At 69.8% G+C, this 26,823-nt stretch carries 23 protein-coding genes; 13 read left to right on the top strand and 10 right to left on the bottom strand.

Annotated elements, in window-relative coordinates; all coding sequences use genetic code 11:
- Window positions 1-12 precede the first annotated feature (12 nt).
- From OG905_RS11595 to OG905_RS11575, 5 genes are all read right to left on the bottom strand, one after another.
- Complete coding sequence (locus tag OG905_RS11595) at window positions 13-1,608, bottom strand: FAD-dependent monooxygenase (RefSeq protein WP_328667655.1); 1,596 nt, start codon at window positions 1,606-1,608, stop codon at window positions 13-15.
- Between the two features lie 252 nt (window positions 1,609-1,860).
- Window positions 1,861-2,787 carry an amino acid ABC transporter permease gene (locus tag OG905_RS11590; RefSeq protein ID WP_328667654.1) on the bottom strand — a complete coding sequence of 309 codons (927 nt, stop codon included), beginning with the start codon at window positions 2,785-2,787 and terminating at the stop codon, window positions 1,861-1,863.
- Window positions 2,784-3,458: an amino acid ABC transporter permease gene (locus tag OG905_RS11585; protein WP_328667653.1), complete on the bottom strand. Its 675-nt coding sequence runs from the start codon at window positions 3,456-3,458 to the stop codon at window positions 2,784-2,786. Before OG905_RS11585 ends, OG905_RS11590 begins: the two co-directional genes overlap by 4 nt.
- Window positions 3,459-3,532: 74 nt before the next feature.
- Entirely contained in the window at window positions 3,533-4,363 is an 831-nt protein-coding gene (locus OG905_RS11580; protein ID WP_328667652.1) for a glutamate ABC transporter substrate-binding protein, read from the bottom strand.
- A gap of 58 nt (window positions 4,364-4,421) precedes the next feature.
- Complete coding sequence (locus OG905_RS11575; protein WP_324974895.1) at window positions 4,422-5,204, bottom strand: amino acid ABC transporter ATP-binding protein; 783 nt, start codon at window positions 5,202-5,204, stop codon at window positions 4,422-4,424.
- 274 nt (window positions 5,205-5,478) lie between these two features.
- On the opposite strand from OG905_RS11575, the gene OG905_RS11570 reads away from it, so the two are divergent.
- Together OG905_RS11570 and OG905_RS11565 are read left to right on the top strand one after the other, a co-directional pair.
- Window positions 5,479-6,186 carry a response regulator transcription factor gene (locus OG905_RS11570; protein WP_328667651.1) on the top strand — a complete coding sequence of 236 codons (708 nt, stop codon included), beginning with the start codon at window positions 5,479-5,481 and terminating at the stop codon, window positions 6,184-6,186.
- 15 nt (window positions 6,187-6,201) lie between these two features.
- The gene (locus OG905_RS11565) at window positions 6,202-7,593 is read left to right on the top strand and encodes a sensor histidine kinase (protein WP_328667650.1); all 1,392 of its coding nucleotides are present in this window, start codon (window positions 6,202-6,204) and stop codon (window positions 7,591-7,593) included.
- Here OG905_RS11565 and OG905_RS11560 read toward each other — a convergent pair.
- Complete coding sequence (locus tag OG905_RS11560; RefSeq protein ID WP_328667649.1) at window positions 7,583-8,578, bottom strand: TAXI family TRAP transporter solute-binding subunit; 996 nt, start codon at window positions 8,576-8,578, stop codon at window positions 7,583-7,585. The genes OG905_RS11565 and OG905_RS11560 overlap by 11 nt on opposite strands.
- Window positions 8,579-8,677: 99 nt before the next feature.
- Between OG905_RS11560 and miaB the strand changes: the two genes are divergently transcribed.
- Together miaB and OG905_RS11550 are read left to right on the top strand one after the other, a co-directional pair.
- Window positions 8,678-10,168: a tRNA (N6-isopentenyl adenosine(37)-C2)-methylthiotransferase MiaB gene (miaB, locus tag OG905_RS11555; RefSeq protein WP_328667648.1), complete on the top strand. Its 1,491-nt coding sequence runs from the start codon at window positions 8,678-8,680 to the stop codon at window positions 10,166-10,168.
- Between the two features lie 45 nt (window positions 10,169-10,213).
- The gene (locus OG905_RS11550; RefSeq protein WP_328667647.1) at window positions 10,214-10,918 is read left to right on the top strand and encodes a class III extradiol dioxygenase subunit B-like domain-containing protein; all 705 of its coding nucleotides are present in this window, start codon (window positions 10,214-10,216) and stop codon (window positions 10,916-10,918) included.
- 95 nt (window positions 10,919-11,013) lie between these two features.
- On the opposite strand, the gene OG905_RS11545 is transcribed toward OG905_RS11550, so the two are convergent.
- Complete coding sequence (locus tag OG905_RS11545) at window positions 11,014-11,268, bottom strand: antitoxin (RefSeq protein ID WP_328667646.1); 255 nt, start codon at window positions 11,266-11,268, stop codon at window positions 11,014-11,016.
- 30 nt (window positions 11,269-11,298) lie between these two features.
- Window positions 11,299-11,766, bottom strand: coding sequence for a hypothetical protein (locus OG905_RS11540; protein ID WP_328667645.1), 468 nt, complete (start codon window positions 11,764-11,766; stop codon window positions 11,299-11,301).
- 45 nt (window positions 11,767-11,811) lie between these two features.
- Here OG905_RS11540 and miaA point away from each other — a divergent pair, with 45 nt between their 5' ends.
- The 6 genes from miaA (at window position 11,812) to hflX (ending at window position 19,687) form a co-directional block, all read left to right on the top strand.
- Complete coding sequence (miaA, locus tag OG905_RS11535; protein ID WP_328667644.1) at window positions 11,812-12,750, top strand: tRNA (adenosine(37)-N6)-dimethylallyltransferase MiaA; 939 nt, start codon at window positions 11,812-11,814, stop codon at window positions 12,748-12,750.
- A 105-nt stretch (window positions 12,751-12,855) separates the two neighbouring features.
- On the top strand, window positions 12,856-13,296 hold the full coding sequence (locus OG905_RS11530) for a hypothetical protein (protein ID WP_328667643.1): 441 nt from the start codon (window positions 12,856-12,858) through the stop codon (window positions 13,294-13,296).
- A 34-nt stretch (window positions 13,297-13,330) separates the two neighbouring features.
- Complete coding sequence (gene dapF / locus OG905_RS11525; RefSeq protein ID WP_328667642.1) at window positions 13,331-14,218, top strand: diaminopimelate epimerase; 888 nt, start codon at window positions 13,331-13,333, stop codon at window positions 14,216-14,218.
- A 204-nt stretch (window positions 14,219-14,422) separates the two neighbouring features.
- Window positions 14,423-16,501, top strand: coding sequence for a RelA/SpoT family protein (locus tag OG905_RS11520; RefSeq protein ID WP_328667641.1), 2,079 nt, complete (start codon window positions 14,423-14,425; stop codon window positions 16,499-16,501).
- Window positions 16,502-16,567: 66 nt separating this feature from the next.
- The gene (locus OG905_RS11515; RefSeq protein ID WP_328667640.1) at window positions 16,568-18,028 is read left to right on the top strand and encodes a M1 family metallopeptidase; all 1,461 of its coding nucleotides are present in this window, start codon (window positions 16,568-16,570) and stop codon (window positions 18,026-18,028) included.
- A 168-nt stretch (window positions 18,029-18,196) separates the two neighbouring features.
- On the top strand, window positions 18,197-19,687 hold the full coding sequence (hflX, locus tag OG905_RS11510) for a GTPase HflX (RefSeq protein ID WP_328667639.1): 1,491 nt from the start codon (window positions 18,197-18,199) through the stop codon (window positions 19,685-19,687).
- Between the two features lie 76 nt (window positions 19,688-19,763).
- On the opposite strand, the gene OG905_RS11505 is transcribed toward hflX, so the two are convergent.
- A complete protein-coding gene (locus tag OG905_RS11505) occupies window positions 19,764-20,921 on the bottom strand; it encodes a trypsin-like serine peptidase (RefSeq protein WP_328667638.1) in 1,158 nt (385 codons plus the stop codon).
- Between the two features lie 277 nt (window positions 20,922-21,198).
- Window positions 21,199-22,374 (bottom strand): trypsin-like serine peptidase, encoded by a 1,176-nt coding sequence (locus tag OG905_RS11500; RefSeq protein WP_328667637.1) that lies wholly within the window; start codon window positions 22,372-22,374, stop codon window positions 21,199-21,201.
- Between the two features lie 296 nt (window positions 22,375-22,670).
- Here OG905_RS11500 and OG905_RS11495 point away from each other — a divergent pair, with 296 nt between their 5' ends.
- Genes OG905_RS11495 through OG905_RS11485 form a run of 3 tightly spaced genes read left to right on the top strand, consistent with a single transcriptional unit; the run spans window position 22,671 to window position 26,755 of the window.
- A complete protein-coding gene (locus OG905_RS11495) occupies window positions 22,671-24,047 on the top strand; it encodes a diaminobutyrate--2-oxoglutarate transaminase family protein (RefSeq protein ID WP_328667636.1) in 1,377 nt (458 codons plus the stop codon).
- Between the two features lie 27 nt (window positions 24,048-24,074).
- On the top strand, window positions 24,075-25,982 hold the full coding sequence (locus OG905_RS11490) for an IucA/IucC family protein (protein WP_328667635.1): 1,908 nt from the start codon (window positions 24,075-24,077) through the stop codon (window positions 25,980-25,982).
- Window positions 25,983-26,017: 35 nt separating this feature from the next.
- The gene (locus OG905_RS11485) at window positions 26,018-26,755 is read left to right on the top strand and encodes a GNAT family N-acetyltransferase (protein WP_328667634.1); all 738 of its coding nucleotides are present in this window, start codon (window positions 26,018-26,020) and stop codon (window positions 26,753-26,755) included.
- The last annotated feature ends 68 nt before the right edge of the window (window positions 26,756-26,823 follow it).

The raw sequence follows: 26,823 nt of genomic DNA, 5'->3' as shown, positions 1-26,823 counted from the left end.
CGCCTTCGAGGGTCAATTGATGTCCGCAGTACGGTCACTGCGCACCGCTGAAGGGGCGCCTCCGCGCGCCGCGTCCGCCGCCGAATACAGCTCAGCGGGCCGTACCCCCGCGAACGACGCGACCAGGTGCCCGTCGGGCCGCACCAGCAGCACTGTGTGTGCCGAAGCCCCTGGGTAGCCCTCCGTGACCAGCAGCTCCGCCCGCACCGGCAGTGCGCTGACCGCCGCCGCCAGTCGAGGCATCACGCCCGCACTCACCCAGTGCCGCCGGTCCCACACCCCCGTTCCGGGTGCGACGAGAATCACCAGCAGCTGCCCCTGCCCCAGCCGGTCCCGCAGCCGCGCGCTCGTCCCGTCCGGGGCGGTCACCCGCACATCCGCGACGGGCGCGCCCGCCTCCGTACCGACGAGGGTCTGCGAAGGGGCGTGTTCGGGCGCGAGGGGGGAGTGCGTGTAGACGGGGGGCGCGCCCAGCGGGCCGTACCCCAGATGGCCGTCAGCGAGCAGGATGTCGTGCCCCCGCGCGGCACCCGGGAGGTACGTACGCAGTGCGCTGCCGCCGCGCAGTATCGGCAGCGACTGGTCGGCGGCGCGCAGCCGCGAGGCCACGGCCGCCCTCCGCTCCGCCTGATAACTGTCGAGCAGCGGCTCGGACGGGCCGTGGTGCCAGCTGTGCGCCAGCTTCCAGGCCAGGTTGTCCGCGTCCCGCAGCCCTTCGTCGAGCCCCTGCGTGCCGAGCGCCCCCAGCAGATGCGCCGCGTCGCCCGCGAGGAAGGCCCGGTCGACCCGCCAGCGCCGCGCGAGCCGGTGGTGGAGGGTGTAGACGCCGGTGTCGAGGAGCTCGTACGCAGGTGTCTCGCCGCACCAGCCCGCCAGGGTGTCGCGCAGGCGGGCCACCAGGGAGTCGGGGGTGACCAGTTCACCGCGGGGCGCCAGCAGCCAGTCAAGCCGCCATACGCCGTCCGGCAGCGGCCGGGCGGTGACCTCCTCACCACCCGTGCGCCACGGCGGCTGACGGTGCAGCAACGCCTCGTCGGGCCAGGGAAGTTCAGTGCGCAGGGCGGCGACCGCGTGCCGTTCCACCGCCGTACGCCCCGGAAAGCGGATGCCGAGCAGCTTGCGGACCGTCGACCTCGCGCCGTCGCACCCGACCACATGGCTGCCGCGCCACCATGTCGCCGAGGGCCCACGTGTGTGCACGCTGATACCGCTCGCGTCCTGCTCCAGCGAGTCGACGCGGCTGTCGGTGGCGAGCTGGATCTGCCCTTGTCCGGCGACGGCGTCCCGCAGGCCGCGGGTGAGGGCGTGCTGGGGGATGTGCAGCGGCACGGGGGCGGCTTCGTCGCCGAGCGGGAGCTGCCGTACGTCCTGGCGCCTGCGCATCGAGCGCCAGCCGGTCCAGCGGGCGCCTTCGTCACGGACAGTGCTGCAGCCGAGTCGTTCCACCATGGCCGCCGTGTCGGACCGCAGCACGACGGTGCGAGCGGGCCGCGGCTGGTCCTTGCCGGCGCCTTCGTCGAGTACGACGGAGGGCACGTCCTGCTGTGCCAGGGCCAGCGCGAGCGCGAGCCCGACGGGCCCGGCGCCGACGATGATCACCGGGTCCACGGCGTGACTCCTGGGGCCCGAAGGGTCATGCGGAAAGGTGAGGTGGGAGCCCGGTGCGCGATCACAGAACGTATGCAACCTATTGCGGGTGCCCTCGTCAAGTGACGGGGGCGGCGCCGTGCTCTGTCCGCACGCTTCCCCCGCTCAGTGCCGCGTCGGCCCGCCGACGTGCCCCTCGATATGCGGCCATACGGTGAGGGGGCAGCGGCCAAGGCCGCTGCCCCCTCGTGTCTGCTGCCGGGCCCGATGCCGTCAGCTCGAGTCGCCGCCAGCGATGCCGCCTCCGGTCTGGCCGCCCGCCGCGTGGCCGGGCGCGTTGAGCTCCTGGACCTCCTCGGCGCCGAGGACCGCGCCGGTGCCCTTCTTGGTGCGGCGTGCCCTGCCCTCCAGCCAGCTCGCAACACTGGTGAGCAGGAAGTTGAGCGCGATGAAGATCAGTGCGATCACGGTGAGCGTGGCGATGGTGTTCGCGCCGTAGTTCGCAGGGATCGTGCGGGACTGCGACAGCAGCTCATTGAGACCGAGCAGCGCGCCGCCCAGCGCGGTGTCCTTGACGATGACGACGAGCTGGCTGACGAGGGCCGGCAGCATCGCCGTGACGGCCTGCGGCAGCAGAACGTACGACAGGATCTGGCCCTTGCGCATGCCGATCGCCTTCGCGGCGTCGGTCTGGCCCTGGGGCAGCGAGAGGACGCCCGCCCGGACGATCTCGGCGATGACCGAGGCGTTGTAGAGCACGAGGCCCGTTACCACCGCGTACATCGGCCGGACTTCCGACTCGATGTCCGCGAACTGCACGAACAGCTGGTTGGCGAAAAACATCAGGATGAGCACCGGGATGGCGCGGAAGAACTCGACCACCGCACCCACCGGAACGCGGACCCACCTGTGGTCGGAGAGCCGGCCGATACCGAGCAGCGCGCCGAGTGGCAGAGCGATCACGATGGCGAATGCCGCTGCCTTGACGGTCAGCCAGAGACCGGGCAGCAGATAGGTCGTCCAGACCTGGGAGTCCGTGACGAACGGATCCCACTTCGCCGCGGTCAGCTGGTTCTTGTCGGCCATGACCGACAGCGCCCACCAGATGGCAAGACCGAGCGCGACGAGGAACACGATCGTGTAGATGATGTTCCGCCGCTTGGCGCGGGGGCCGGGGGTGTCGTAGAGAACGGAGGTCATCGCTTCACCGCCACGCGCTTGGCCACCCAGCCGAGCAGCAGACCGGTCGGGAGGGTGAGAACGATGAACCCCAGGGCGAAGAGGGCAAAGACGGCGAAGAGCGCGTCGGTCTCGTTCTCGAGCATTGTCTTCATCAGAGCCGCAGCTTCCGCCACACCGATCGCCGCGGCCACTGTGGTGTTCTTCGTCAGCGCGATCAGCACATTGGCGAGCGGCGCGACGACCGCGCGGAACGCCTGGGGGAGCACGATCAGCGTCAGTACCTGGAAGAAGCTCAGCCCCATCGCACGGGCGGCCTCAGCCTGGCCGACGGGCACGGTGTTGATACCGGACCGGATGGCCTCACAGACGAAGCAGCCGGTGTAGGCGATGAACCCGAGGACGGCCAGCCGGAAGCCGATGTCCTTGAAGTTGTCGCCGCCCAGTGCGAAGCCCAGCGTCTGGTTCAGGACCAGTGAACAGGAGACGATGATCACCGTCAGCGGGGTGTTGCGGACGAGATTGATGTAGAGGGTGCCGAAGCCCCGCATCAGCGGAACCGGGCTGACCCGCATGCCCGCCAGGATCGTGCCCCAGATCAGGGACCCGGCGGCGGAGTAGAGGGTGAGCTGAACCGTCACCCAGAACGCCCCGAGCACGTCGTACTGCCCGGAATCAAGAAAATCGAACACGTTGCCCCGCGCTCTCCCAGGTTGGCTGGTGGGGACGCGCCGCCGGCGTGGGCCGACGGCGCGTCACTGCTGACTCAGCTGCCTTCAGTGACCTGCGGGGCAGGCTCATTCTTGTAGTTGGCCGGGCCGAAGTTCGCCTTCACGAATTTGTCCCAGGAACCGTCGGAAACCATCTTCTTGAGAGCGGCGTTGATCTTCGTCTGAAGGTCCTTGTCGCCCTTCTTCAGGCCGATGCCGTAGTGCTCGTCGCTCAGGCTGAGGCCCACCAGCTTGAACTTGCCCTGGTTCTCCTTCTGTGCGGCGTAACCCGCCAGGATGGAGTTGTCGGTGGTGAGCGCGTCGACGGACTTGTTCTCGAGGCCGGTGATGCACTCCGAGTACCCGCCGACCTGCAGCAGGTCGGCCTTGGGCGCGAGCTTGTCGTGAACGTTCTGCGCCGAGGTCGAGCCGGTCACCGAGCACAGCTTCTTGGAGTTGAGGTCGGCGGCCTTGGTGATGGAATTGTCGTCCGCGCGCACCAGCAGGTCCTGGTGGGCGAGGAAGTACGGACCGGCGAAGTCGACTTCCGCCTTGCGCTTGTCGTTGATCGAGTAGCTGGCGACGACGAACTTGACGTCACCGTTCTTGATCAGGTTCTCGCGCTCGGCGCTGGGGGCCTGCTTGAAGGTGATGTCCTTGGCGTCGTAGCCGAGCTCCTTCGCGACGTACGTGGCGACGTCGACGTCGAAACCGGTGTACTTGCCGTCCGGGGTCTTCAGGCCGAGGCCCGGCTGGTCGTACTTGATGCCGACGGTGATCTTCTTGCCGCCACCGTCCCCCGAGTCGCTGTCACCACCACAGGCGGTCGCGGTCAGGGCGAGGACGAGGACCGCGGCGGCCGCGGCGCTTGCCTTGTGCAGCTTCATGATGAACATCCCTTGTGTCGTAACTCGCCGGTCGTCGGTTGTGCGGGGGCGCCGGTCGTCAGTGGTGCAGGATCTTCGACAGGAAGTCCTTAGCACGGTCGCTGCGCGGATTGCTGAAGAACTCGTCCGGAGTGGCCTCTTCGACGATCCGACCGTCCGCCATGAAGACGACACGGTTGGCGGCCGAGCGGGCAAAGCCCATCTCGTGGGTGACGACGACCATCGTCATGCCGTCACGGGCGAGCTGCTGCATGACCTCCAGCACCTCGTTGATCATCTCCGGGTCGAGGGCCGACGTCGGCTCGTCGAAGAGCATGACCTTCGGCCCCATCGCCAGTGCACGCGCGATTGCAACTCGCTGCTGCTGGCCGCCGGAGAGCTGCGCCGGGTACTTGTCGGCCTGCGAGCCGACGCCCACCCGGTCGAGCAGCGAGCGCGCCTTGTCCTCGGCGGCCTTCCTGTCGGCCTTGCGGACCTTGAGCTGGCCCAGCATCACGTTCTCCAGCACCGTCTTGTGTGCGAAGAGATTGAACGACTGGAAGACCATGCCGACATCGGCGCGCAGCCGGGCGAGCTGCTTGCCCTCGGCGGGCAGCGGCTTGCCGTCGATCGAGATCGCGCCCGAGTCGATCGTCTCCAGGCGGTTGATGGTGCGGCACAACGTGGACTTCCCGGACCCGGAGGGTCCGATGACGACCACGACCTCGCCACGGGCGATCGTCAGGTCGATGTCCTGGAGCACATGCAGCGCGCCGAAGTGCTTGTTGACGTTGCTCAGCACGACCAGGTCGCCCGCGGGTACAGCGTCCTCGACGCCCTTGGTCACTGAAACTCCGCTCATCGGCTTCTTGCTCCGTCCTCCTCGGTTGGGAGGACGTTATTCATGCACTGCGACCAGTGTCATTACATCTGAGCGGAAATTGAGCATAACGATCCGGCTTCAACCGGACACTATGCGTGAACAGGGTGGTGGGCGGCGTACCGGGTGGGTAACGGAAACGGGCATGTATCGGGTACCCCCTTGACTGGCCGGGTGGGCATCGGCCTTGATTCCCTGGTACATCCATGACTGCATCCATGACCGCGATGCTCGACCGTGCGACCGTAGGGGGGCCATGAGGCTGCTGCTCGTCGAGGACGACGACCATGTCGCCGCCGCGTTGTCCGCGGTGCTCGCCAGGCACGGTTTTCAGGTCGTCCACGCCCGCAACGGCGAGGAGGCGCTGCAGGCCGTGCTGCCCGCCACGCATCCCGAAAAACCGCCGTTCGGAGTCGTGCTCCTCGATCTGGGGCTGCCTGACCAGGACGGCTATCAGGTGTGTGGCAAGATCCGGAAGCTCACCTCCACGCCCGTGATCATGGTGACCGCGCGGGCCGACGTCCGCTCCCGGATCCATGGGCTCAATCTCGGGGCCGACGACTATGTCACCAAGCCGTACGACACCGGGGAGCTGCTGGCTCGCATCCACGCCGTCAGCCGCCGCACCGCGAGCGGTGACGACGCCGCCGCGGCCGGGTCCGAGGATGCGTTGCGCCTGGGGCAGGTCACCATCGAGCTGCCCACGCGGCGCGTCAGCGTCGACGGTGAGACGGTTCAGCTGACCCGTAAGGAGTTCGACCTGCTGGCGCTGCTCGCGCAGCGGCCGGGCGTCGTCTTCCGCCGGGAGCAGATCATCAGCGAGGTGTGGCGCACCAGTTGGGAAGGGACCGGCCGCACCCTCGAGGTGCATGTGGCGTCCCTGCGCTCCAAGCTGCGGATGCCCGCCCTGATCGAGACCGTGCGCGGAGTCGGCTACCGGCTCGTCGCGCCCGCGTCCACGTAAGGCCCGTACACCCCGGTGCGTACCCGACTTCTCCCGCTGCTCATCGTCCTCATGGCGGGCGTGCTGCTCGCGCTCGGCTTCCCGCTCGCCGTGAGCGTGGCGGCCGCGCAGCAGCAGCGGGTCGTCGTGGACCGGATCGACGACACGGTGCGCTTCGCGGCGCTCGCGCAGTTCGTCACCGAAGGCCCGGGAATGGACGAGCGGCGCTCCATGCTCCAGGAGCAGCTCGACCGCTACCACGACACGTACGGCATCAAGGCGGGCGTCTTCTACCGCGACGGCGACGACATCGCGCGTGCCCCCGAGGGCTGGTCCGTGCCGCGCAGCGGCGAGGGCCGCGAGGCATTCCAGGAAGCGCTCACGGGCCGGCGCAGCGAGGACCCGGGTCAGGTCTGGCCGTGGCAGCAGGGCGCCCGGCTCGTCGTCGCCTCACCCGTCGTACGGGACGGCGACGTCGTCGCCGTCGTGTTCACCGACTCGCCCACCGCCCAGCTGCGTTCACGCGTCCTGAAGGGCTGGCTGCTGATCGCGGCGGGCGAGTGCGCGGCGATGCTGGTCGCCGTCGGCGCCGCGTTCCGCCTCACCGGCTGGGTACTACGGCCCGTACGCATCCTGGACGCGGTCACCCACGACATCGCGACCGGGCAGATGAATTCGCGCGTCGCGGCGGCGGGTGGACCCCCGGAACTCAGACGCCTGGCCCGCTCGTTCAACGAGATGGCCGACAACGTAGAAGAAGTACTGGAACAGCAGCGGGCGTTCGTAGCCGACGCCTCCCACCAGCTGCGCAATCCCCTCGCCGCCCTGCTGCTGCGCATCGAGCTCCTCGCGCTGGAACTCCCCAAGGGCAACGAGGAGATCGCCTCGGTCCGCACCGAGGGCAGGCGCCTGGCCCAGGTCCTCGACGACCTGCTGGACCTGGCGCTGGCCGAGCACGCCTGCGCCGACCTCCGGCTCACGGACATCGGTGAACTGGCTGCGGAACGGATTGCCGCCTGGCGTCCGCTCGCCGAGGAGAAGGGCGTCCGTCTGACCGAACACCGCGCAGCGGTCACGGCCTGGGCCGACCCGGTCGCGCTCTCCAGCGCCCTGGACGCGGTGATCGACAACGCCCTGAAGTTCACCCCGAGTGGCGAGGAGGTCACCGTCTCGGTCGCCTCCAACGGGGCCACCTCGACGGTCGTGATCACCGACGGCGGTCCCGGCCTGACCGACGAGGAGCTCGCCCGTATCGGCGACCGCTTCTGGCGCAGCGGCCGCCATCAGAACATCAAGGGCTCGGGTCTGGGCCTGTCGATCTCGCGCGCACTGTTGACCGCCGGCGGCGGCTCGATCGCGTACGAGCACCACGAGCCGTGCGGTCTGCGGGTGACCGTGACCGTCCCGCGTACGTCTCCTACGGCTTGACCGAGCGGTAGTAGCGCCGGGCTCCTTCGTGCAGTGGCAGCGGATCCGTGTAGACGGCGGTCCTCAGATCCACCAGCTGCGCGGGGTGCACGGTGTTGCCGATCCGGTCCCGGCTCTTGATCACCGTACGGGTGAAGCCCTCGGTCATCTCCGGATCCATCCGGTCGGTGGTGACCAGCAGATTCGCCACCGCCACCGTCGGCACGGGCACCCCGCTCTGCGCCTGGAGATAGGCGTCGGCGGGCATCACGGCGGCGCGGTAGTAGCTGGTGTCGCCCGTGGTGTGCAGCTTGTCGACGAGATCGGCCTCCAGGGGGATGAGCTTGATCTCGAAGCGCTCGGACAACTCCTGAATGGTGCTGGTGGGCAGTCCGCCCGACCAGAAGAAGGCATCGAGCTCGCCGGCCTCCAGCCGTGCGGGCACGGTGTCGATCCCGGCCGCGACCGGAGTGATGTCTCGCGCCGGATCGATCCCCGAGGCCGTGAGCAGCCGCTCGGCGATCAGCCGTACACCCGACCTCGCGGGCCCGATACCCACCCGCTTGCCGCGCAGATCGCGGGCGGACTTCACCTTTGAGAAGCGGGGTACGACGAGCTGCACATAGTCGTCGTACAGCCGGGCGCAGCCGCGCAGCCGGTCGGCGCCCGGCTTGCTGTCCCGCTTGTACTTGGCGACCGCGTCGGCCGTGGCGATGGTGAAGTCGGCCTCGCCGGTGGCCACGCGCGCGAGATTCTGTTGCGAGCCCTCGCTGGTGCGCAGATCTATCTGCACATCCGGCATGTCCTGGGCGAGAGCCTCCTTGAGCAGCGCGCCGTACCGCTGGTAGACCCCGCTCTGCACGCCCGTGCTGAAAGTCAGCTTCCCCTTCGGGGACGACTCTCCGATGGGCAGCAGCCACCACGCCAGCAGCCCGAACACCACGAGGGCGGCCGCGGACGCCTGCAGGGCGCGGCTTCGGCTGAGGCGGGACGGGGCGGGGAACATGGCCGCGATCCTGCCAGCTCACTCCCTGTGATGGCCAGGCCCCGGCTCGCGGACGGGCGAGGCGGAGCGTCAGTGCGACCCCGTACCCTGGTTGGCGCGATGAGTGCGAAAACTTACGAGGTGCGCACCTACGGGTGCCAGATGAACGTCCACGACTCCGAGCGCCTGTCGGGCCTCCTGGAGGACGCGGGCTATGTCCGCGCGCCCGAGGGTGCCGACGGTGACGCCGACGTCGTCGTCTTCAACACCTGCGCGGTGCGGGAGAACGCCGACAACAAGCTGTACGGCAATCTCGGCAGGCTCGCGCCGATGAAGACCAAGCGGCCCGGGATGCAGATCGCCGTCGGCGGCTGCCTGGCCCAGAAGGACCGCGACACCATCGTCACGAAGGCGCCGTGGGTCGACGTCGTCTTCGGCACGCACAACATCGGCAAGCTGCCCGTCCTGCTGGAGCGCGCCCGCATCCAGGAAGAGGCGCAGGTCGAGATCGCGGAGTCGCTCGAGGCCTTCCCCTCGACGCTCCCGACCCGCCGTGAGTCGGCGTATGCCGCGTGGGTGTCCATCTCGGTCGGCTGCAACAACACCTGCACCTTCTGCATCGTGCCCGCGCTGCGCGGCAAGGAGAAGGACCGCAGGCCCGGCGACATCCTGGCCGAGGTCGAGGCGCTCGTCGCCGAGGGCGTCTGTGAGATCACCCTGCTCGGACAGAACGTCAATGCGTACGGCTCCGACATCGGTGACCGCGAGGCCTTCAGCAAGCTGCTGCGCGCCTGCGGAAAGATCGAGGGCCTGGAGCGGGTCCGCTTCACCTCGCCGCACCCCCGCGACTTCACGGACGATGTGATCGCGGCGATGGCCGAGACGCCGAACGTCATGCCGCAGCTCCATATGCCGCTGCAGTCCGGCTCGGACACCGTGCTCAAGGCGATGCGCCGCTCGTACCGGCAGGAGCGATTCCTCGGGATCATCGAGAAGGTGCGCGCCGCGATTCCGCACGCCGCCATCTCCACGGACATCATCGTGGGCTTCCCGGGCGAGACCGAGGAGGACTTCGAGCAGACCATGCACACCGTGCGGCAGGCGCGCTTCGCGAACGCCTTCACCTTCCAGTACTCCAAGCGCCCCGGCACCCCCGCGGCGACCATGGAGGGGCAGATCCCGAAGGAGGTCGTCCAGGACCGGTACATGCGTCTGGTCGCCCTCCAGGAGGAGATCTCCTGGGAGGAGAACAAGAAGCAGGTCGGCCGGACGCTGGAGGTCATGGTCGCGGAGGGCGAGGGCCGCAAGGACGGGGCCACGCACCGGCTTTCGGGCCGTGCGCCCGACAACCGTCTCGTCCACTTCGCGAAGCCGGACGAGGACGTGCGCCCCGGCGATGTGGTGACGGTCGAGATCACTTACGCCGCACCGCACCACCTGCTCGCGGAGGGCGCTGCGACATCCGTGCGGCGCACCCGCGCGGGCGACGCCTGGGAGAAGCGCAACGCCGAGGCGGCCGCGAAGCCTGCCGGAGTGATGCTGGGGCTGCCGAGGATCGGCGTTCCTGAGCCGCTGCCGGCCGCCGCGGCGCCCGGGTGCGGCTGCGACTGACCGGCGTCGGTGAGGCGCCCATGACCACGCATTAGGCTGCCGATCATGCTTGTCGCCGCCGCCGTGTGCCCCTGCCCTCCGCTGCTCGTGCCCGACGTCGCCGCCGGCGCCGCGCCGGAACTCGACGCGGCGCGTACCGCGTGCTCCGACGCCCTCGGAGTGCTCGCCGCCGCCCGTCCCGATCTGCTGGTCGTGATCGGGCCCGCTGGACAGCACAGCCGCGGCCCGTATTCGGCGGGCGCGACCGGTTCCTTCCACGGCTTCGGTGTCGACATCGACGTGACGCTGGGGACGGGCGAGGGCCAGGAGCGGCCACTGCCGCCGTCCCTGGCCGTCGGAGCCTGGCTGCTGACCCGCGCCCAGTGGGATTTGCCGGTGGAGGGCCTCGGCGTCGGCGAGCCACTCGCCCCGGAACGCTGCCTTGCCGTCGGCCGGGAGCTCGCCGCCCGGGCGGAGCGCGTCGCGCTGCTGGTGATGGGCGACGGAAGCGCCTCCCGCACGCTGAAGGCGCCCGGTTATCTGGACGAGCGGGCGGCCGACTTCGACGCGCAGGCCGCTCGCGCGCTGGGAGCGGCCGACGTGGAGGCGCTCAAGGCGCTGGACGAGTCACTGGCGTACGAACTCAAGGCGGCGGGCCGCGCGCCCTGGCAGGTTCTTGCGGGGGCGGCCGAGGGGGCGGGCCTGGCAGGGCAGTTGCTCTACGAGGACGCTCCCTACGGCGTCGGCTACTTCGTGGCCGCCTGGTCGTAGCGGAGGGGCAACGGCCGGACGGCAACAGCCGGATGGCAACGGCGGACGGCCGCGGAACACGCGTTCCGCGGCCGTCCGTCGATGTGCCGAATGTGTCAGGCGGGCGGCGGTGTGGTGCCGTCGTCCTTGTGTGCGGTTTCGGCCTTGTGAGCAATGCGGTCCAGGGCGTCCTTGGCCTTGCCGGTGCCAGACTCGATCTTGCTGCTGTACCGGCCCTTGGTCTTGGCGTCGACCGCCCTGGCGGCCTTGTCCAACCGGTGCTCGATCTTGTCCCCGTGCTGCTGCGCGAGGCCGGAGACCTTGTTCCTGGCCGGGGCGAGCTTGACCTTCAACGAGTCCATGAAGCCCATGGGTCACCTTCCCTTGCGGGGACTGCGGGACTATTTGCGGGCGCCCTCGTCGGCTTCGTTGTCCGCCGCCTCATCCGCCGACTGCTGCTTGGGGATCTCCACGCTCTCGGCGACGGCGGTCTCGGCAACCGCCGCCTCCTCGGCTTCGGTGACCTTCGCCGCCGCGTCCTTCGGCGCTTCCGTTTCCGGACCCGCATCGGACCCGGACACGGAACCGCTGTCGGTACCCGCCTTCTCGGTACCGGCGTCGGAACCGCAATCGACCGAGGATTCGGCCGTCAGTGTCCCGGCGGTCGCTTCCTCGGTTGACGCCTCGACAGTCGTGCTCGACTTACGACGAAAACGTGAAAAAACACCCATATCTGCTCCATAGGCTACTCGTGTGGGCGAAGTTCCGCGTCGCCCGGAGCGTTCCATTGCGCCGCCCGCGGGCACCCGGTCGAGAAACCGGCGTTCGGAACCTCGCAACAGGCAACGAACCTTGTCCCGTGCCGTCACCTCGCTCGTTCGGGGACATGCCCGCGGGTTTGCGAGACTGGGGCAGTGAGAAGTGCAGCTCCCGCAGCGCGGGTCATCGCCGTCGTCGGTCCCACCGCGGCCGGAAAGTCCGATCTGGGCGTCTTCCTCGCCCAGCGACTGGGTGGCGAAGTCGTCAACGCCGACTCCATGCAGCTCTACCGGGGGATGGACATCGGCACCGCCAAACTGACGACCCAGGAGCGCGGCGGTGTCCCGCACCGACTGCTGGACATCTGGGACGTCACCGAGACCGCGAGCGTCGCCGAGTACCAGCGGCTGGCCAGGGCGGAGATCGACCGGCTGCTCGCCGAAGGCCGTACGCCCGTCCTCGTAGGCGGCTCCGGGCTGTACGTACGCGGCGCCATCGACGCCCTCGAATTCCCCGGCACCGACCCGGTGATCCGCGCCCGGCTCGAGGAGGAGCTGACGGTGCGCGGCTCGGGCGCCCTGCACGCCCGGCTGTCCGCCGCCGACCCGGAGGCCGGAAAGGCGATCCTGCCCAGCAACGGCCGCCGCATCGTGCGGGCACTCGAAGTCATCGAGATCACCGGCAAGCCCTTCACGGCCAACCTCCCCGGACATGACGCCGTCTACGACACCGTTCAGATCGGCGTCGATGTGGCCCGCCCCGAGCTCGACGAGCGCATCGCGCTTCGCGTCGACCGGATGTGGGAGGCGGGCCTCGTCGACGAGGTGCGCGCGCTGGAGGCGCAGGGTCTGCGGGAGGGGCGCACGGCATCGCGCGCGCTCGGCTACCAACAGGTGCTCACGGCGCTCGCGGGGGAGTGCACCGAACTTCAGGCGCGCGAGGAGACCGTGCGCGCCACGAAGCGCTTCGCGCGCCGCCAGGATTCATGGTTCCGCCGGGACCCGCGTGTGCACTGGCTGAGCGGCGCCGCCGAGGACCGGGCGGAACTTCCGCACCTGGCGCTGACGTTGGTCGAACGAGCGGTCACAGCCTGATCACGTGATTGCATCGGGACGCTCTGCCCGTCATTTCGGCGCCCTGGAGCGTGCCATCATCGCAGCATCGATCGACGTGGAGTCCGAGTTGGGAGGCGCGTGGCGATGGAGGCCGGCCCTCGCGACAGAGAACGGGAAGCACGGGACGCAGTGCAGAGCGCGTCCCGTCTCAGTCCCGACGGTCCTGATGAGCAGGACCTGATTCCGGACGAGGTCGAGGTCGAGCTGCGGCCGCAGCGAAGGCTGCGGATCTGGCAGCTCGCTCCCATCGTGGGGCTCGCTGCTGTCGGCTCGCTGATGTTCGCGTTCCCCCTCGCCTTCGGCACCGGCGACGGCGGCGCCGTGGTCGCCATGCTGGGCCTGCTCATCAGCTGCTGCGCCGCGGGCTGGGGTCTGATGGCCGCCCGCCGGGTGGGTCACACCTGGCCCGGTCTGCCGCCCCTCGGCTCCGGCGAACGCCCCGACTGGCGAGTGATCGCCCTGTACGTCGGGGTGGGCGCCGCGCTCGTCGCGCTCGCCGTCTGGCGTGTGGCCCGCCTCCGCTGACCGCGTTGTCGGCGGGCTCTCGTACAGTTGATCCGTGAGCAACTCGCGGATCGCCTTCCTCAAGGGCCACGGGACCGAGAACGACTTTGTGATCGTCCCCGACCCGGACAACGCCATCGACCTGCCTGCCTCCGCCGTCGCCAGGCTCTGCGACCGCCGAGCCGGCATCGGCGGCGACGGCCTGCTACATGTCGTTCGGTCCGCGGCTCACCCCGAGGCACGCGCCATGGCCGGCGAGGCCGAGTGGTTCATGGACTACCGCAATGCGGACGGATCGATCGCCGAGATGTGCGGCAATGGCGTACGCGTCTTCGCGAGGTATCTCGAACGCGCGGGCCTCGTCGGGGCGGGCGACCTGGCGGTGGCGACCCGCGGCGGCGTCAAGAAGGTGCACCTCGCCAAGGCCGAGTCCGTCAGTGGCTCCGCCGCGGGTGACATCACGGTCTCCATGGGCCGCGCGCGATTCTCGCAGGAGGGCGTCACGGTCACTGTCGACGGCCGCAGCTGGCCCGCCCGCAATGTGAACATGGGCAATCCCCATGCGGTCGCCTTCGTCGAGGACCTGGACCACGCGGGCGACCTGTTCCGCGAACCGCCGTACAGCCCGGCGTCGGTCTATCCGGACGGCGTGAACGTCGAGTTCGTGGTCGACCGCGGCGAGCGCCATGTCGCCATGCGTGTGCACGAGCGAGGCTCCGGCGAGACCCGCTCGTGCGGCACGGGCGCGTGCGCCGTCGCCGTCGCGGCGGCCCGCAGGGACGGCGTGGACCCCTCGGTCACCGGTGCCCCCGTCGCGTACATCGTGGATCTGCCCGGCGGGCGGCTCGTGATCACGGAGCATCCGGACGGCGAGATCGAGATGACCGGCCCCGCGGTGATCGTCGCCGAGGGCCACATCGAACCGGCGCTCCTCGCTCAGTGACCCGCTGTCGGGTAGCCCTTCGGGCGTAGCTTCTCCTCGATCGGACCGAAACCGTGATCGCATAGAGCTTCGCTCGAATGGGTGATCCGTTTCACGCTGAGCGAGAGCCGGACTGCGCCACGTGGTGGGCTCGGTAGCATCAAGCACCGGCCCGGAGGGCACGCCTGCTCCTCCACCGCCGGTCGAAGCTGCCGGAGGTGCCCCATGAGTGCAGAGGCCACGAACCCTGGTGCCCACAGCCGCAGGCGCGGCCGTCCCAGGATCGACCTCCGCCGGCTGGGTCGCGCCGCGCTCCTCGGGCCCGCCGGCCGCGACCGGCTGCCCGACGCGATCGGCCATGTCGCCGATGCGCACCGCGCGCACCACCCGGAGGCGGACCTCGCCATCCTGCACAAGGCGTATGTCCTGGCTGAGTCTTCCCACCGCGGGCAGTTCCGCAAGAGCGGCGAGCCGTACATCACGCATCCCCTCGCCGTTACTCTGATCCTCGCCGAACTGGGCGCGGAGACAACGACCTTGACGGCCTCTCTCCTCCACGACACCGTCGAGGACACCGAGGTGACGCTCGATCAGGTACGGGCGGAGTTCGGCGCCGAGGTCTGCTATCTCGTCGACGGCGTGACCAAGCTGGAGAAGGTCGACTACGGCGCGGCGGCCGAGCCCGAGACATTCCGCAAGATGCTCGTCGCCACAGGCAACGACGTCCGCGTGATGTCGATCAAACTCGCCGACCGGCTGCACAACATGCGCACGCTCGGCGTCATGCGGCCCGAGAAGCAGGCACGCATCGCCAAGGTCACCCGCGACGTTCTCATCCCACTCGCCGAACGCCTCGGCGTCCAGGCACTCAAGACCGAGCTGGAAGACCTGGTCTTCGCGATCCTCCACCCGGAGGAGTACGAACGCACCCGCGCCCTCATCGCGGAGAACGCGACCGCCTGGGACGCGCTCGACGCCATCGCGGAGAACTTCCGGACAGTGCTCCGGGAAGCCGGCATCGCGGCCGAAGTGCTGATCAGGCCACGGCACTTCGTCTCCGTGCACCGCATCCGCATCAAGCGCGGCGAGCTGCGCGGCACCGACTTCGGGCGGCTCCTCGTGCTGGTCGGCGAGGACGCCGACTGCTACGGCGTCCTGGGCGAGCTGCACACCTGCTTCACCCCGGTGATCTCCGAGTTCAAGGACTTCATCGCCGCGCCCAAGTTCAACCTGTACCAGTCGCTGCACACGGCCGTCGCGGGCCCGGACGGCGCGGTCGCCGAAGTCCTCATCCGTACGCACCAGATGCACAAGGTCGCCGAGGCGGGAGTGATCGCCCTCGGCAATCCCTACGTGCCCGTCGAGGGCGCAGAGCCGGCCGACGGCGAGCGCGCCGACCCGACCCGGCCCGGCTGGCTCTCCCGCCTGCTGGACTGGCAGGAGTCCACCCCGGACCCCGACACCTTCTGGACCTCACTGCGCGCCGAACTGGCGCAGGACCGCGAGATCACGGTCTTCCGCGCCGACGGCGGCACGCTCGGACTTCCGGCCGGCGCGAGCTGTGTGGACGCCGCTTACGCCCAGTACGGCGAGGAGGCGCACGCCTGTATTGGCGCACGCGTCAACGGCCGCCTGGCGACGCTGAGTACGGTGCTGAGCGACGGCGACACCGTGCATCTGCTGGTGGCCCAGGACGCCGCGTCCGGCCCCTCGCCCGACTGGCTCGACCACGCCCGCACACCCGCCGCACGCATCGCCATCACCTCCTGGCTCGCGGCCCATCCGGAGGGCACGAAGATTCCGGCCGCCGCCCCTCGCAGAGCGGCCCCCGTCACCGCCGACCGGCCCACCGCAGCAAACGCCGTCGTCGACCTCCCGGACGCCACCGTCCGGCTCGCCGGCTGCTGTACACCCGTGCCGCCGGACGCCGTCACCGGCTTCGCGGTCCGCGGCGGCACGGTGACGGTCCACCGCGAGGAATGCCCCGCCGTGGCCCGTATGAAGTCACTCGACCGTGAGCCCATCCCGGTGACCTGGGGCGACTCGGCCGAGTGCAGAGTCACGCTGATCGCCGAATCCTTCGGCCGCCCCCGGCTGCTCGCCGACCTCACCGAAGCCATCGCCGCCCAGGGCGCAGCCATCGTCTCGGCGACCGTCGAACCGCCGACCCAGCAGCGCGTGCGGCACACGTACACCCTTCAACTCCCTGACTCCGCAGGACTTCCCGCCCTGATGCGGGCCATGCGCGATGTGCCGGGGGTGTACGACGTGAGCCGTGCCCAGCATCCGGCTGCCACCTCCTGACCTCGTTCGGGTGGGCGCGACGCGCGCCGTCACGGTCCTCGCCGGGAGCGCTGATAGCCGTAGGGCATGCTGCTCACTTATCGGCGCCTGCGTGCCGCCCTGCTGGCCACCGCCTCGGCCACCCTCGTCGCCGCGGCTCTGCCTCCGCCCGCACCGCTCGGCATTGGTGATGCGCTGTTCCCGCAGCTGGGCAATCCCGGTTACGACGTCCTCACGTACGACATCGCCCTCACCTACGGCGGCAGCAACACCAAGCCGCTGGACGCCGTCACCAGGATCGGCGCCCGGGCGACGGAGCGACTGGACCGGATCAACCTCGACTTCGCGCACGGCACGGTCCGTGCGGTCGAGGTGAACGGCCACCCGGCCACGTTCACGACCGCCGGAGAGGACCTGGTGGTCGAGCCGGACGCGGCCGTCGCATCGGGCTCCAGGATGAACATCACGGTCACCCACACCAGCGACCCGAGCGGCCCGCCCACCGCCGGGGGCTGGGTACGCACCGGCGACGGGCTTGCGATGGCGAACCAGGCCGACGCCGCCCACCGGGTCTTCCCCTCCAACGACCACCCCGCCGACAAGGCGTACTTCACCTTCCGTGTCACCGCGCCGAACGAGTACACGGTGGTCGCCAACGGTGTACGGACGACGAGGGCGCGGACGCGCTCCACCACCACGTGGGCGTACCGGACCCGGCATCCCATGGCCACCGAGCTGGCCCAGGTCTCGATCGGCCGCTCGGCCGTCGTGAAGCGCCTGGGGCCGGGCGGGCTGCCCGTACGCGATGTGGTTCCCGCCGGGGACCGGGAGAAGCTGGAGCCCTGGCTGAAGAAGACACCGGCGCATCTGGAGTGGATGGAGCAGAAGGTCGGCCGCTACCCCTTCGAGACGTACGGAGTCCTGATCGCCGACGCCGCCACCGGGTTCGAGCTGGAGACGCAGACCCTCTCGCTCTTCGAGCGCTCGCTCTTCACCACCGCAGCCTTCCCCGAGTGGTACGTCGACTCGGTCATGGTGCACGAGCTGGCACACCAGTGGTTCGGCAACAGTGTCTCGCCCCGCAGCTGGTCCGATCTGTGGCTCAACGAAGGGCATGCCAGCTGGTACGAGGCCCTGTACGCCGAGGAGAAGGCGCAGCGGCCGATCGAGACGCGGATGAGAGCGGCCTACGAGCGGTCCGACCAGTGGCGGACGGACGGCGGCCCGCCCGCGGCACCGAAGCTTCCGGTGCCGGGACAGAAGATCAGCCTCTTCCGGCCGGTGGTGTACGACGGCAGCGCACTGGTCCTCTACGCGCTGCGGCAGACGATCGGGACGGACGCCTTCAGGCAGCTGGAGCGGGACTGGGTGCGGGAGTACCGGGACAGTACGGCCACGACCGCGGACTTCGCGGCCCTCGCCTCGCGGATCGCGGGGCGTGATCTGTCGGCGTTCTTCGACGCGTGGCTGTACGCGAAGCGGACGCCGCCGATGCCCGGGCACCCGGACTGGCGCAGCACGGCTCCCACGCCCCCCGTGGCAGGCTGAAACCCGGGTGACGGCCCGGGCGGGGGCGTGCGACCATCAACAGGTCGGCGACGCCGCCGGGGCCGGAGCCCCCTCGGGAATCATCCGGATCCGTTACGCGTTGTGACTGGTGTACCGGACTTTCCTCCGGCACTGATCTTCGTTTTCCCCATCGACGTAAAGGATCCAATGACCTCCTCTTCATCCCCTTCCCAGGACGAGCAGAGCTTCGCGGAGACGCGCACCGAGAGCCTTCGGGCCGATGCCCTGATGGAAGAGGACGTCGCCTGGAGCCACGAGATCGACGGAGATCGGGACGGCGATCAGTTCGACCGCACCGAGCGCGCCGCGCTGCGGCGTGTGGCGGGCCTCTCCACCGAGCTCGAGGACGTCACCGAGGTCGAGTACCGGCAGCTGCGCCTTGAGCGTGTGGTGCTGGTCGGCGTATGGACCTCGGGGACGGTGCAGGACTCGGAGAATTCCCTCGCGGAGCTGGCAGCCCTCGCCGAGACGGCGGGCGCGCTGGTGCTCGACGGCGTCGTCCAGCGCCGTGACAAGCCGGACCCGGCCACCTTCATCGGCTCGGGCAAGGCGCGGGAACTGCGCGACATCGTGCTCGAAACCGGCGCCGACACCGTCGTCTGTGACGGTGAGCTCAGCCCCGGTCAGCTCATCGCACTCGAAGACGTCGTCAAGGTGAAGGTCGTCGACCGGACCGCCCTGATCCTGGACATCTTCGCCCAGCACGCCAAGTCCCGAGAGGGCAAGGCGCAGGTCGCGCTCGCGCAGATGCAGTACATGCTGCCGAGGCTGCGCGGCTGGGGTCAGTCGCTGTCCCGGCAGATGGGTGGCGGCGGCGGTGGCGGCATGGCCACCCGTGGCCCCGGTGAGACCAAGATCGAGACGGACCGGCGCCGGATCCGCGAGAAGATGGCGAAGATGCGCCGGGAGATCGCGGAAATGAAGACGGGCCGCGAGATCAAGCGCCAGGAGCGCCGGCGCAACAAGGTGCCTTCGGTCGCGATCGCCGGTTACACCAACGCAGGAAAGTCCTCACTGCTCAACCGCCTCACGGGCGCCGGCGTCCTGGTGGAGAACGCATTGTTCGCCACCCTGGATCCGACCGTCCGCCGGGCCGAGACGCCGAGCGGCCGGATCTACACCCTGGCCGACACCGTCGGGTTCGTACGGCATCTGCCGCACCACCTCGTCGAGGCGTTCCGCTCCACCATGGAGGAGGTCGGCGAATCCGATCTGATCCTGCATGTGGTCGACGGATCGCACCCCGCACCGGAGGAGCAGCTGGCCGCCGTGCGTGAGGTGATCCGCGATGTGGGCGCTCTGGACGTGCCCGAGATCGTGGTGATCAACAAGGCGGACGCGGCCGATCCGCTCGTCCTCCAGCGGCTGATGCGCATCGAGCGGCACGCGATCGCGGTGTCGGCGCGTACCGGCAAGGGCATCGACGAGCTGCTCGCACTCATCGATGTCGAACTGCCGCGGCCCGAGGTCGAGATCGAGGTTCTCGTGCCGTACACCCAGGGCGGGCTGGTCTCGCGGGTGCATGCCGAGGGCGAGGTTCTCTCCGAGGAGCACACCACGGAGGGCACGCTGCTCAAGGCTCAGGTGCATGAGGAGCTGGCCGCCGCGCTGGCACCGTATGTACCGGTGATTCGCTGACCTCGTCCTGTCGCAACGCTTGAGGCCCGCACCCCACTCGGGGTGCGGGCCTCAAGCGTTCACGCCATCAGGCCGGCTACTTGTCGCCGTACTTCTCGCTCATCACGGTGAAGAGCTGCTCGGCGCCCTTGCCCAGCTGGGGGCCGGCCAGCCAGCCGCTGGTGACCGGGCCGATCGAGGTGTTGGAGACCAGGACGGTGTTCTTGCCCTGGACCCGGAACCAGCCGCCGCCGGACGAACCCCCGGTCATGGTGCAGCCGATGCGGTACATCGCGGGCGTTCCCGGGACCACCGTCAGGCGGCCGGGACGGTCGATGCACTTGTGCATGATCAGGCCGTTGTAGGGCGGAGCGGCCGGGTAGCCCCAGGCGCCCATCGCGCTGACGGTCGAGGCCGCCGGAGCGGAGAAGTCGACCGTCAGGGCGTTGCCGACCGTCTCCTCCAGGGACTTGGTGCCGTTCTCGGGCTTCACGTGCAGAACGGCGTAGTCGTACGGGGCACCGCCGGCGCCCGTCGGGCCGCCCGCGCTGATCCACTCGTTGGACGTCGAGGCCCAGTCCGCCCAGTAGGAACCGTACGGGGCGATCTCCTGCGGCTGGGCGTTCGCCAGCTGGGCTGCCGACTTGCCCTTGTCGTTGTACGCGGGCACGAAGACGATGTTGCGGTACCAGCCGCCCGCCTGACCGGCGTGCACGCAGTGGCCCGCGGTCCACACGAGGTTGGACTTGCCGGGGTTGCGCGGGTCCTTCACGACGGTGCCGGAGCAGACCATCGAACCCTCGGGGGAGTCGAAGAAGACCTTGCCGACCGGAGCCGCGTAATCGTGGTACGGGAGCTTCTCCGGCTCCGCCTTGACCGGCGCGGGCTCCGGGTCGGTGCCGGAGTCGGCCGGGGCGTCCTTCGTGGCGAGCGTCTTCGAGGGATCCTTGGCCTCCTGCATCCGCTCGGTCTTCCACAGGCCGTCGATCACCGGGTTGGCGAAGTCCTGCGCCTCACGCAGCCACTTGTCCTTGTCCCAGTTCTTCCACTCGCCGTTCTTCCACTTGTCCAGGTCGATGCCGTGCTCTTTGAGCTTGTCGGCCAGGCCGGGAAGGTCGGCGCCCTTGTCGGCGGCGGTGCTGGAAGCGGCGGGCTTGCCGGCGCCCTGGTCCTCGCCCGGGCCGCAGGCGGTGGCCGTCAGCGCGAGCGCTGCGGCAATCCCGGTGGCAGCCAGCAATGGACGTATGGATCGCATGGAAACGATTCCCCCTGATGCGCAATGCCTGATGCGCAATGCCTGATGTGCAATGCCTGATGTGCAATGGATTTATGCCATGAACGTGTCACGCGAAAGGGCGGCCTTCCGGGACCGCCCCTTGCTGCGGCACCACTCTAAGCGGGTGCCTCGCCGCGCAGTTGAGACGGGGTCCCACCTGCACGGAGTCTCCACGAGGAACAGAATGGGGCCCGCGGCCACCCGGCCGCGGGCCCCTGTCCTTCCGTCAGCGCGTATGCCCTGTGGGGCAAGTCGCCTACCGGCTCGCGTACTTCTTGCTGACCGAGTCGTAGACGCCCTTGGCCTCTTCGCCCAGGCGCGGACCCGCCAGCCAGCCGGCCGTGACCGGGCCGATCGAGGTGTTGGAGACCAGGGCAGGCTTGCCGTCCGAACCCTTGGCCACCCAGCCGCCACCGGACGAACCGCCGGTCATGGTGCAGCCGATGCGGTACATCGTCGGGTCATTGGCCGTGATGGAGAGCCGGCCCGGCTTGTCGGCGCACTGGAACAGCTTCTGGCCGTCGAACGGCGGCGCCGCCGGGTAACCCTCGGCGGTCATGTTGGCGATCTTCGGCACGGCCGGTGCGTTGAAGTCCACCGGAAGCGCCGAACCGACCGTCTCCTCAAGGGACTTGCCGGTGCTGCCCTTCTCCGGGACGACATGGATCACGGCGAAGTCGAACGGAGCGCCCTGGCCGCCGGTCGCCGCGCCCTGGGAGATCCACTGCTCGGAGGTCTGCGCCCAGTCGCCCCACCACGTGCCGTACGGGGCGACCTCCTCCTTGGGCGCCTTCCTCAGCTCGGAGATGGGCTTGGCGCTGTCGTTGTACGAGGGCACGAACATGATGTTGCGGTACCAGCCGCCCTTCTTGCCCGCGTGCACACAGTGGCCCGCCGTCCAGACCATGTTGGACTTGCCGGGGTGGGCGGGGTCCTTCACCACGGTCGCCGAGCAGACCATCGAACCCTCGGGCCCGTCGAAGAAGACCTTCCCGGCCTCCCCGGCATTGGAGTGGTACGGCGCCTTCACAGCCTGCGCGTTGACCGGCGCGGGCGTCGGGTCGGTGACACCCTTGTCGCCTGAGATGTCGTTGTCGACGGGCTTCTCCGGCGGCTTCTCGGCGTCACGCATCCGGTCCGTGTCCCACAGATCCTCGATGATCGGGTTGACGAAGTCCTTGGCCTCACGCAGCCACTTGTCCTTGTCCCAGTTCTTCCACTCGCCGTTCTTCCACTGGTCCAGGTCGATCCCGTGCTCCTTGAGCCGGTCCTTGAGATCGTCCGGGATAGTGATCTTGCCGTCGGCGGACTGGCTGGCGGGTGCGCTCGGCTTGTCGCCCGCGTTGTCCTCGCTCGGACCGCAGGCGGTGGCAGCCAGCGCGAGCACGGCGGCGATGGAAGCCGCTGCCAGCGTCGGGCGAATGGGTCGCATGTCGTGATCCCCCTGGGACTTCAGTACTGCTGAGCTGAGTTGACCAACTGACGTGCCTCCGGCGTCGGGTGCCCGAGCCGGAGCGCGGCTCCCACTATGCCGGTGCCGATGGGGACGGCGCGCACCAGGTCCCCGGTTCCCTCCCCGCAAGGATCTTCCGATTGGCCCGTGATCCCCGGCTTCCGGCGTCGTTGGTACGTACGGGGTACGCAAGGTCAGCGTTCAGCCCGGCCGGGCGGCGTGCGAGCGCTGTACCGATGTGGAACGCAACTGTTACAGCGGGAGGACCAACAGCCGTGGCCGTGACCGAACCTGCTCCGGTGGCACCACCCGCCGCACACGAGGGGATCCTGCGACGGCAGTCGCTGCGCGAGTCCGCGGCACGTACGTACGCGCGCTCGCTGCCCATCGTTCCCGTACGGGCGCGCGGGCTGACGATCGAGGGAGCGGACGGGCGGCGCTATCTCGACTGCCTGTCGGGTGCGGGGACCCTGGCACTCGGCCACAACCATCCCGTGGTCCTCGAAGCGATCAGGAAGGTCATCGACTCCGGGGCGCCGCTGCATGTCCTGGACCTCGCCACACCGGTCAAGGACACCTTCACCACCGAGCTGTTTGCCACGCTGCCACCGCAGTTGGCCGACGACGCCCGCATCCAGTTCTGTGGGCCCGCCGGCACGGACGCGGTCGAGGCGGCTCTCAAACTCGTCCGCACCGCGACCGGCCGCAACGGCCTACTCTCCTTCACCGGCGCCTACCACGGCATGACGGCCGGAGCGCTCGACGCCTCGGGCGGCGCCACCGACGTACGGGTGACCCGGCTGCCGTTCCCGCACAACTACCGCTGCCCCTTCGGGATCGGCGGCGAGCGCGGCGCCGAACTCGGCGCCCGCTGGACCGAGAGCCTCCTCGACGACGCCAAGGGCGGGGTGCCCCGGCCTGCGGGCATGATCCTGGAACCGGTGCAGGGGGAGGGCGGAGTCATCCCCGCCCCCGACATCTGGATGCGCAGGATGCGGCAGATCACCGCCGCCCGGTCCATCCCCCTGATCGCCGACGAGGTGCAGACAGGGGTGGGTCGAACCGGCACCTTCTGGGCGGTCGAGCACAGCGGTGTCGTGCCCGATGTCATGGTCCTCTCCAAGGCGATCGGCGGCTCCCTTCCGCTTGCCGTGATCGTCTACCGCTCCGAACTCGACACCTGGCAGCCCGGCGCCCACGCGGGCACCTTCCGCGGCAACCAACTCGCGATGGCGGCGGGCGCGGCCACTCTCGCCTTCGTGCGCGAGAACCGGCTCGCCGACCGCGCAGCGACCCTTGGCGCGCGCATGCTGGGCCGCCTGCAGGGTCTGGCCGCCGCCCACTCGTGCATCGGAGACGTACGCGGCCGGGGCCTCATGATCGGCGTCGAACTCGTCGACCCCGATGCGGCTGCCCCGGACGCCCTGGTCCCGCCGCCCGCGCCCGCCCTTGCGGCCGCCGTCCAGCAGGAGTGCCTCAGCCGCGGACTCATCGTCGAACTCGGCGGACGCCACTGCGGCGTCGTACGACTGCTGCCTCCTCTCATCCTCACCGACGAACAGGCCGTGGCCGTCCTCGACCGTTTCGCCGACGCCCTGGCTGCCGCCGAGCGCTCGATGCACCGCCGCACCGACAGCGGGCAGTCCCGCTGACCCGGACACATCACAAGGAAGACCCCCGTGAACATCACTCCCGCACCCGAAGTGCCCGAGGCCGACGGCCGCCCCACCGGTGACGACCGTGGGCAGAGCGGATGCCGCCGCGCCGTCACGGCCGAGCCGACGACGGTGCCGCGCCAGCAGAGCGGGGGTCACGCCGATCAGCACACCACCGCCCCCACGCTCGGCCCGCCCGCGACAGCGAGAGCCGTCGAGTACCTCGACCACCCGGATCCGTACCGCGCCGCCGACGCGGCGGGCGTCGAGAATCTGCTCCGCTGCTGGGTGCGGGAAAACAACCTCGACAAGCCCGACGGACACACCCTGCGCATCCCGCTGCATGCCAGCGGAACCGCACTGCTCGTCCCCGTCCAGTACTGGTCGGCCGGCGGCTGGCATCGCTTTGGTCCGCCCGCTCTGGAGGGAGCCCTGCGCGACGCACCCGCCGCCGACGCCGTCACCGTGGCGGCCCTCCTCGGCAGGGAGGCGGGCCAGAGCGAAGGAGCCGACCTGGTCGGCCGGGTCGCCGACTCCGTACGACGCACCACCGACTTCATCACCGACCGCCGTGCCCACCCCGAACCCGACTCCGGGGCCGACCTCTTCCTCACCGCCGAGCAGTCGCTCCTGCTCGGCCACCCCCTCCACCCCGCACCCAAGAGCCGCGAAGGCCTCTCCGACGCCGAAGTCGAGCTCTACTCACCGGAGCTGCGCGGCTCGTTCCCCCTGCACTGGATGGCCGTCGACCGGTCGGTCCTGGCCACCGAATCGGCCTGGACCGAACAGGGCCGCACCCTGTCGGCCGAGCAGCTCACCGCCCGCCTCTGCGGGGACCTCCAACTCCCCGACCACACCGCTGCCTTGCCGCTCCACCCCTGGCAGGCACACGAACTCAAGCACCGCCCCGCCGTCACCGCCCTCCTCGACGCCGGTCTTCTTCACGACCTCGGGCCCTGCGGAGACCCCTGGCACCCCACCTCCTCGGTCCGCACCGTGCACCGTCCCGGCGCCCCCGCCATGCTCAAGCTCTCCCTCGGCGTACGCATCACCAACTCCCGCCGTGAGAACCTCCGCAAGGAACTCCACCGCGGCGTGGAAGTCCACCGGCTCCTGCGCACCGGACTCGCCGAGCAGTGGCAGTCCGCACACCCCGGCTTCGACATCGTGCGAGACCCCGCCTGGCTCGCCGTCGACAACGCCGACGGCGAACCGCTGCCCGGACTCGATGTCATGCTGCGCCACAATCCCTTCGGCCCGGACGACGACGCCGTCTGCATCGCGGGACTGACAGCGCCCCGCCCCTGGCCGGGCCGCCCCGGCATGCACTCACGCCTCGCCGATATCGTGGCCCGGCTCTCCGCGCGCACCGGCCGGCCCGCCGGAGCGGTCGCGGCCGAGTGGTTCCTGCGCTACCTCGACCGCGTCGTACGCCCGGTGCTCTGGCTGGACGCCACGGCGGGCATCGCCCTCGAAGCCCACCAGCAGAACACCCTGGTGATCCTCGACCCCGACGGTTGGCCCGTCGGCGGGCGCTACCGCGACAACCAGGGCTACTACTTCCGCGAGTCCCACCGCGTCGAACTGGAACGTCGCCTCCCCGGCATCGGCTCGGCCAGCGACACCTTCGTCTCCGACGAAGTCACCGACGAGCGGTTCGCCTACTACCTCGGCATCAACAACGTCTTCGGCCTGATCGGAGCCTTCGGCGCGCAGCGTCTCGCGGACGAGCGCGTACTCATCGCCGCCTTCCGGCAGTTCCTCGCGGCGACCGCGGGCCTCGGCTCACCCCTGCCCGCGCAGCTCCTCGAAGCCCCCACGCTCCGCTCCAAGGCCAATCTGCTCACCCGGCTGCGCGGCCTCGACGAGCTCGTCGGCCCCGTCGACACCCAGTCCGTCTACGTCACGATCACCAACCCGCTTCGTCCTTGATTAACCCGACCGACCTGCGAGAGGAGAGCGCCGCTGTGCCCCCCACCGATGCGAGCACCGACACCGGAGCCGGTCCGACACCTCAGCTCGGCACGGGCGCCGAGGACACCTTGGAACTGCGCCTCCCCGAGGAACTCCTCGCGCTCTTCCGGGAGAACGAGCCTTCGGCCGACTCCGGCGAGGCGGAGGCCACGGCAAGCGGTGATCTGCTCGGCACCCCCGCGGACTGGGGCCCCGCCGCCACCTCCGCCGGTTCCCTGCAGCTCGTCCCCGTACGCATCGAACGCGACGCGGTGCTCATCAGCCGCTGGATGAACGACCCCGCCGTGGCCGCCTTCTGGGAACTGGCGGGACCCGACTCCGTCACCGCCGCCCACCTGCGCACCCAACTCGACGGCGACGGCCGCAGCGTCCCCTGCCTCGGCGTCCTCGACGGCATCCCCATGAGCTACTTCGAGATCTACCGCGCCGACCTCGACCCTCTCGCGCGGCACTATCCCGCCCGGCCCCATGACACCGGCATCCACATCCTCATCGGCGGCGTCGCCGACCGCGGCCGCGGTGTCGGCTCGACCCTCCTCAGAGCGGTGGCCGACCTTGTCCTCGACCATCGCCCCCGCTGCGCACGCGTCATCGCGGAACCCGATCTGCGCAACACCCCCTCCGTGTCCGCCTTTTTGAGTGCCGGCTTCCGCTTCTCCGCCGAAGTCGACCTCCCCGACAAGCGTGCTGCCCTCATGGTCCGCGATCGCGCGCTTCGCAACCTGCTGTGAACGACCCGCTGCCCAATCTGGACCGCTCGACATTCACACCGCTCGACCCGCATCGGTTCCACTCGAGG

The organism is Streptomyces sp. NBC_00322 (assembly GCF_036147535.1).
GTDB lineage: Bacteria > Actinomycetota > Actinomycetes > Streptomycetales > Streptomycetaceae > Streptomyces.
The sequence above is the reverse complement of the archived record's forward strand: the minus strand, read 5'-3'. Positions and strand labels throughout refer to the sequence as shown.

Coding starts and splice junctions, on each gene's coding strand:
- OG905_RS11590 (WP_328667654.1), bottom strand. CDS start 2,787: ATGACCTCCGTTCTCTACGACACCCCCGGCCCCCGCGCCAAGCGGCGG.
- OG905_RS11520 (WP_328667641.1), top strand. CDS start 14,423: ATGAGTGCAGAGGCCACGAACCCTGGTGCCCACAGCCGCAGGCGCGGC.
- OG905_RS11570 (WP_328667651.1), top strand. CDS start 5,479: ATGAGGCTGCTGCTCGTCGAGGACGACGACCATGTCGCCGCCGCGTTG.
- OG905_RS11515 (WP_328667640.1), top strand. CDS start 16,568: ATGCTGCTCACTTATCGGCGCCTGCGTGCCGCCCTGCTGGCCACCGCC.
- OG905_RS11530 (WP_328667643.1), top strand. CDS start 12,856: ATGGAGGCCGGCCCTCGCGACAGAGAACGGGAAGCACGGGACGCAGTG.
- OG905_RS11550 (WP_328667647.1), top strand. CDS start 10,214: ATGCTTGTCGCCGCCGCCGTGTGCCCCTGCCCTCCGCTGCTCGTGCCC.
- OG905_RS11575 (WP_324974895.1), bottom strand. CDS start 5,204: ATGAGCGGAGTTTCAGTGACCAAGGGCGTCGAGGACGCTGTACCCGCG.
- hflX (WP_328667639.1), top strand. CDS start 18,197: ATGACCTCCTCTTCATCCCCTTCCCAGGACGAGCAGAGCTTCGCGGAG.
- OG905_RS11560 (WP_328667649.1), bottom strand. CDS start 8,578: ATGTTCCCCGCCCCGTCCCGCCTCAGCCGAAGCCGCGCCCTGCAGGCG.
- OG905_RS11500 (WP_328667637.1), bottom strand. CDS start 22,374: ATGCGACCCATTCGCCCGACGCTGGCAGCGGCTTCCATCGCCGCCGTG.
- OG905_RS11545 (WP_328667646.1), bottom strand. CDS start 11,268: ATGGGCTTCATGGACTCGTTGAAGGTCAAGCTCGCCCCGGCCAGGAAC.
- OG905_RS11505 (WP_328667638.1), bottom strand. CDS start 20,921: ATGCGATCCATACGTCCATTGCTGGCTGCCACCGGGATTGCCGCAGCG.
- miaB (WP_328667648.1), top strand. CDS start 8,678: ATGAGTGCGAAAACTTACGAGGTGCGCACCTACGGGTGCCAGATGAAC.
- OG905_RS11580 (WP_328667652.1), bottom strand. CDS start 4,363: ATGAAGCTGCACAAGGCAAGCGCCGCGGCCGCCGCGGTCCTCGTCCTC.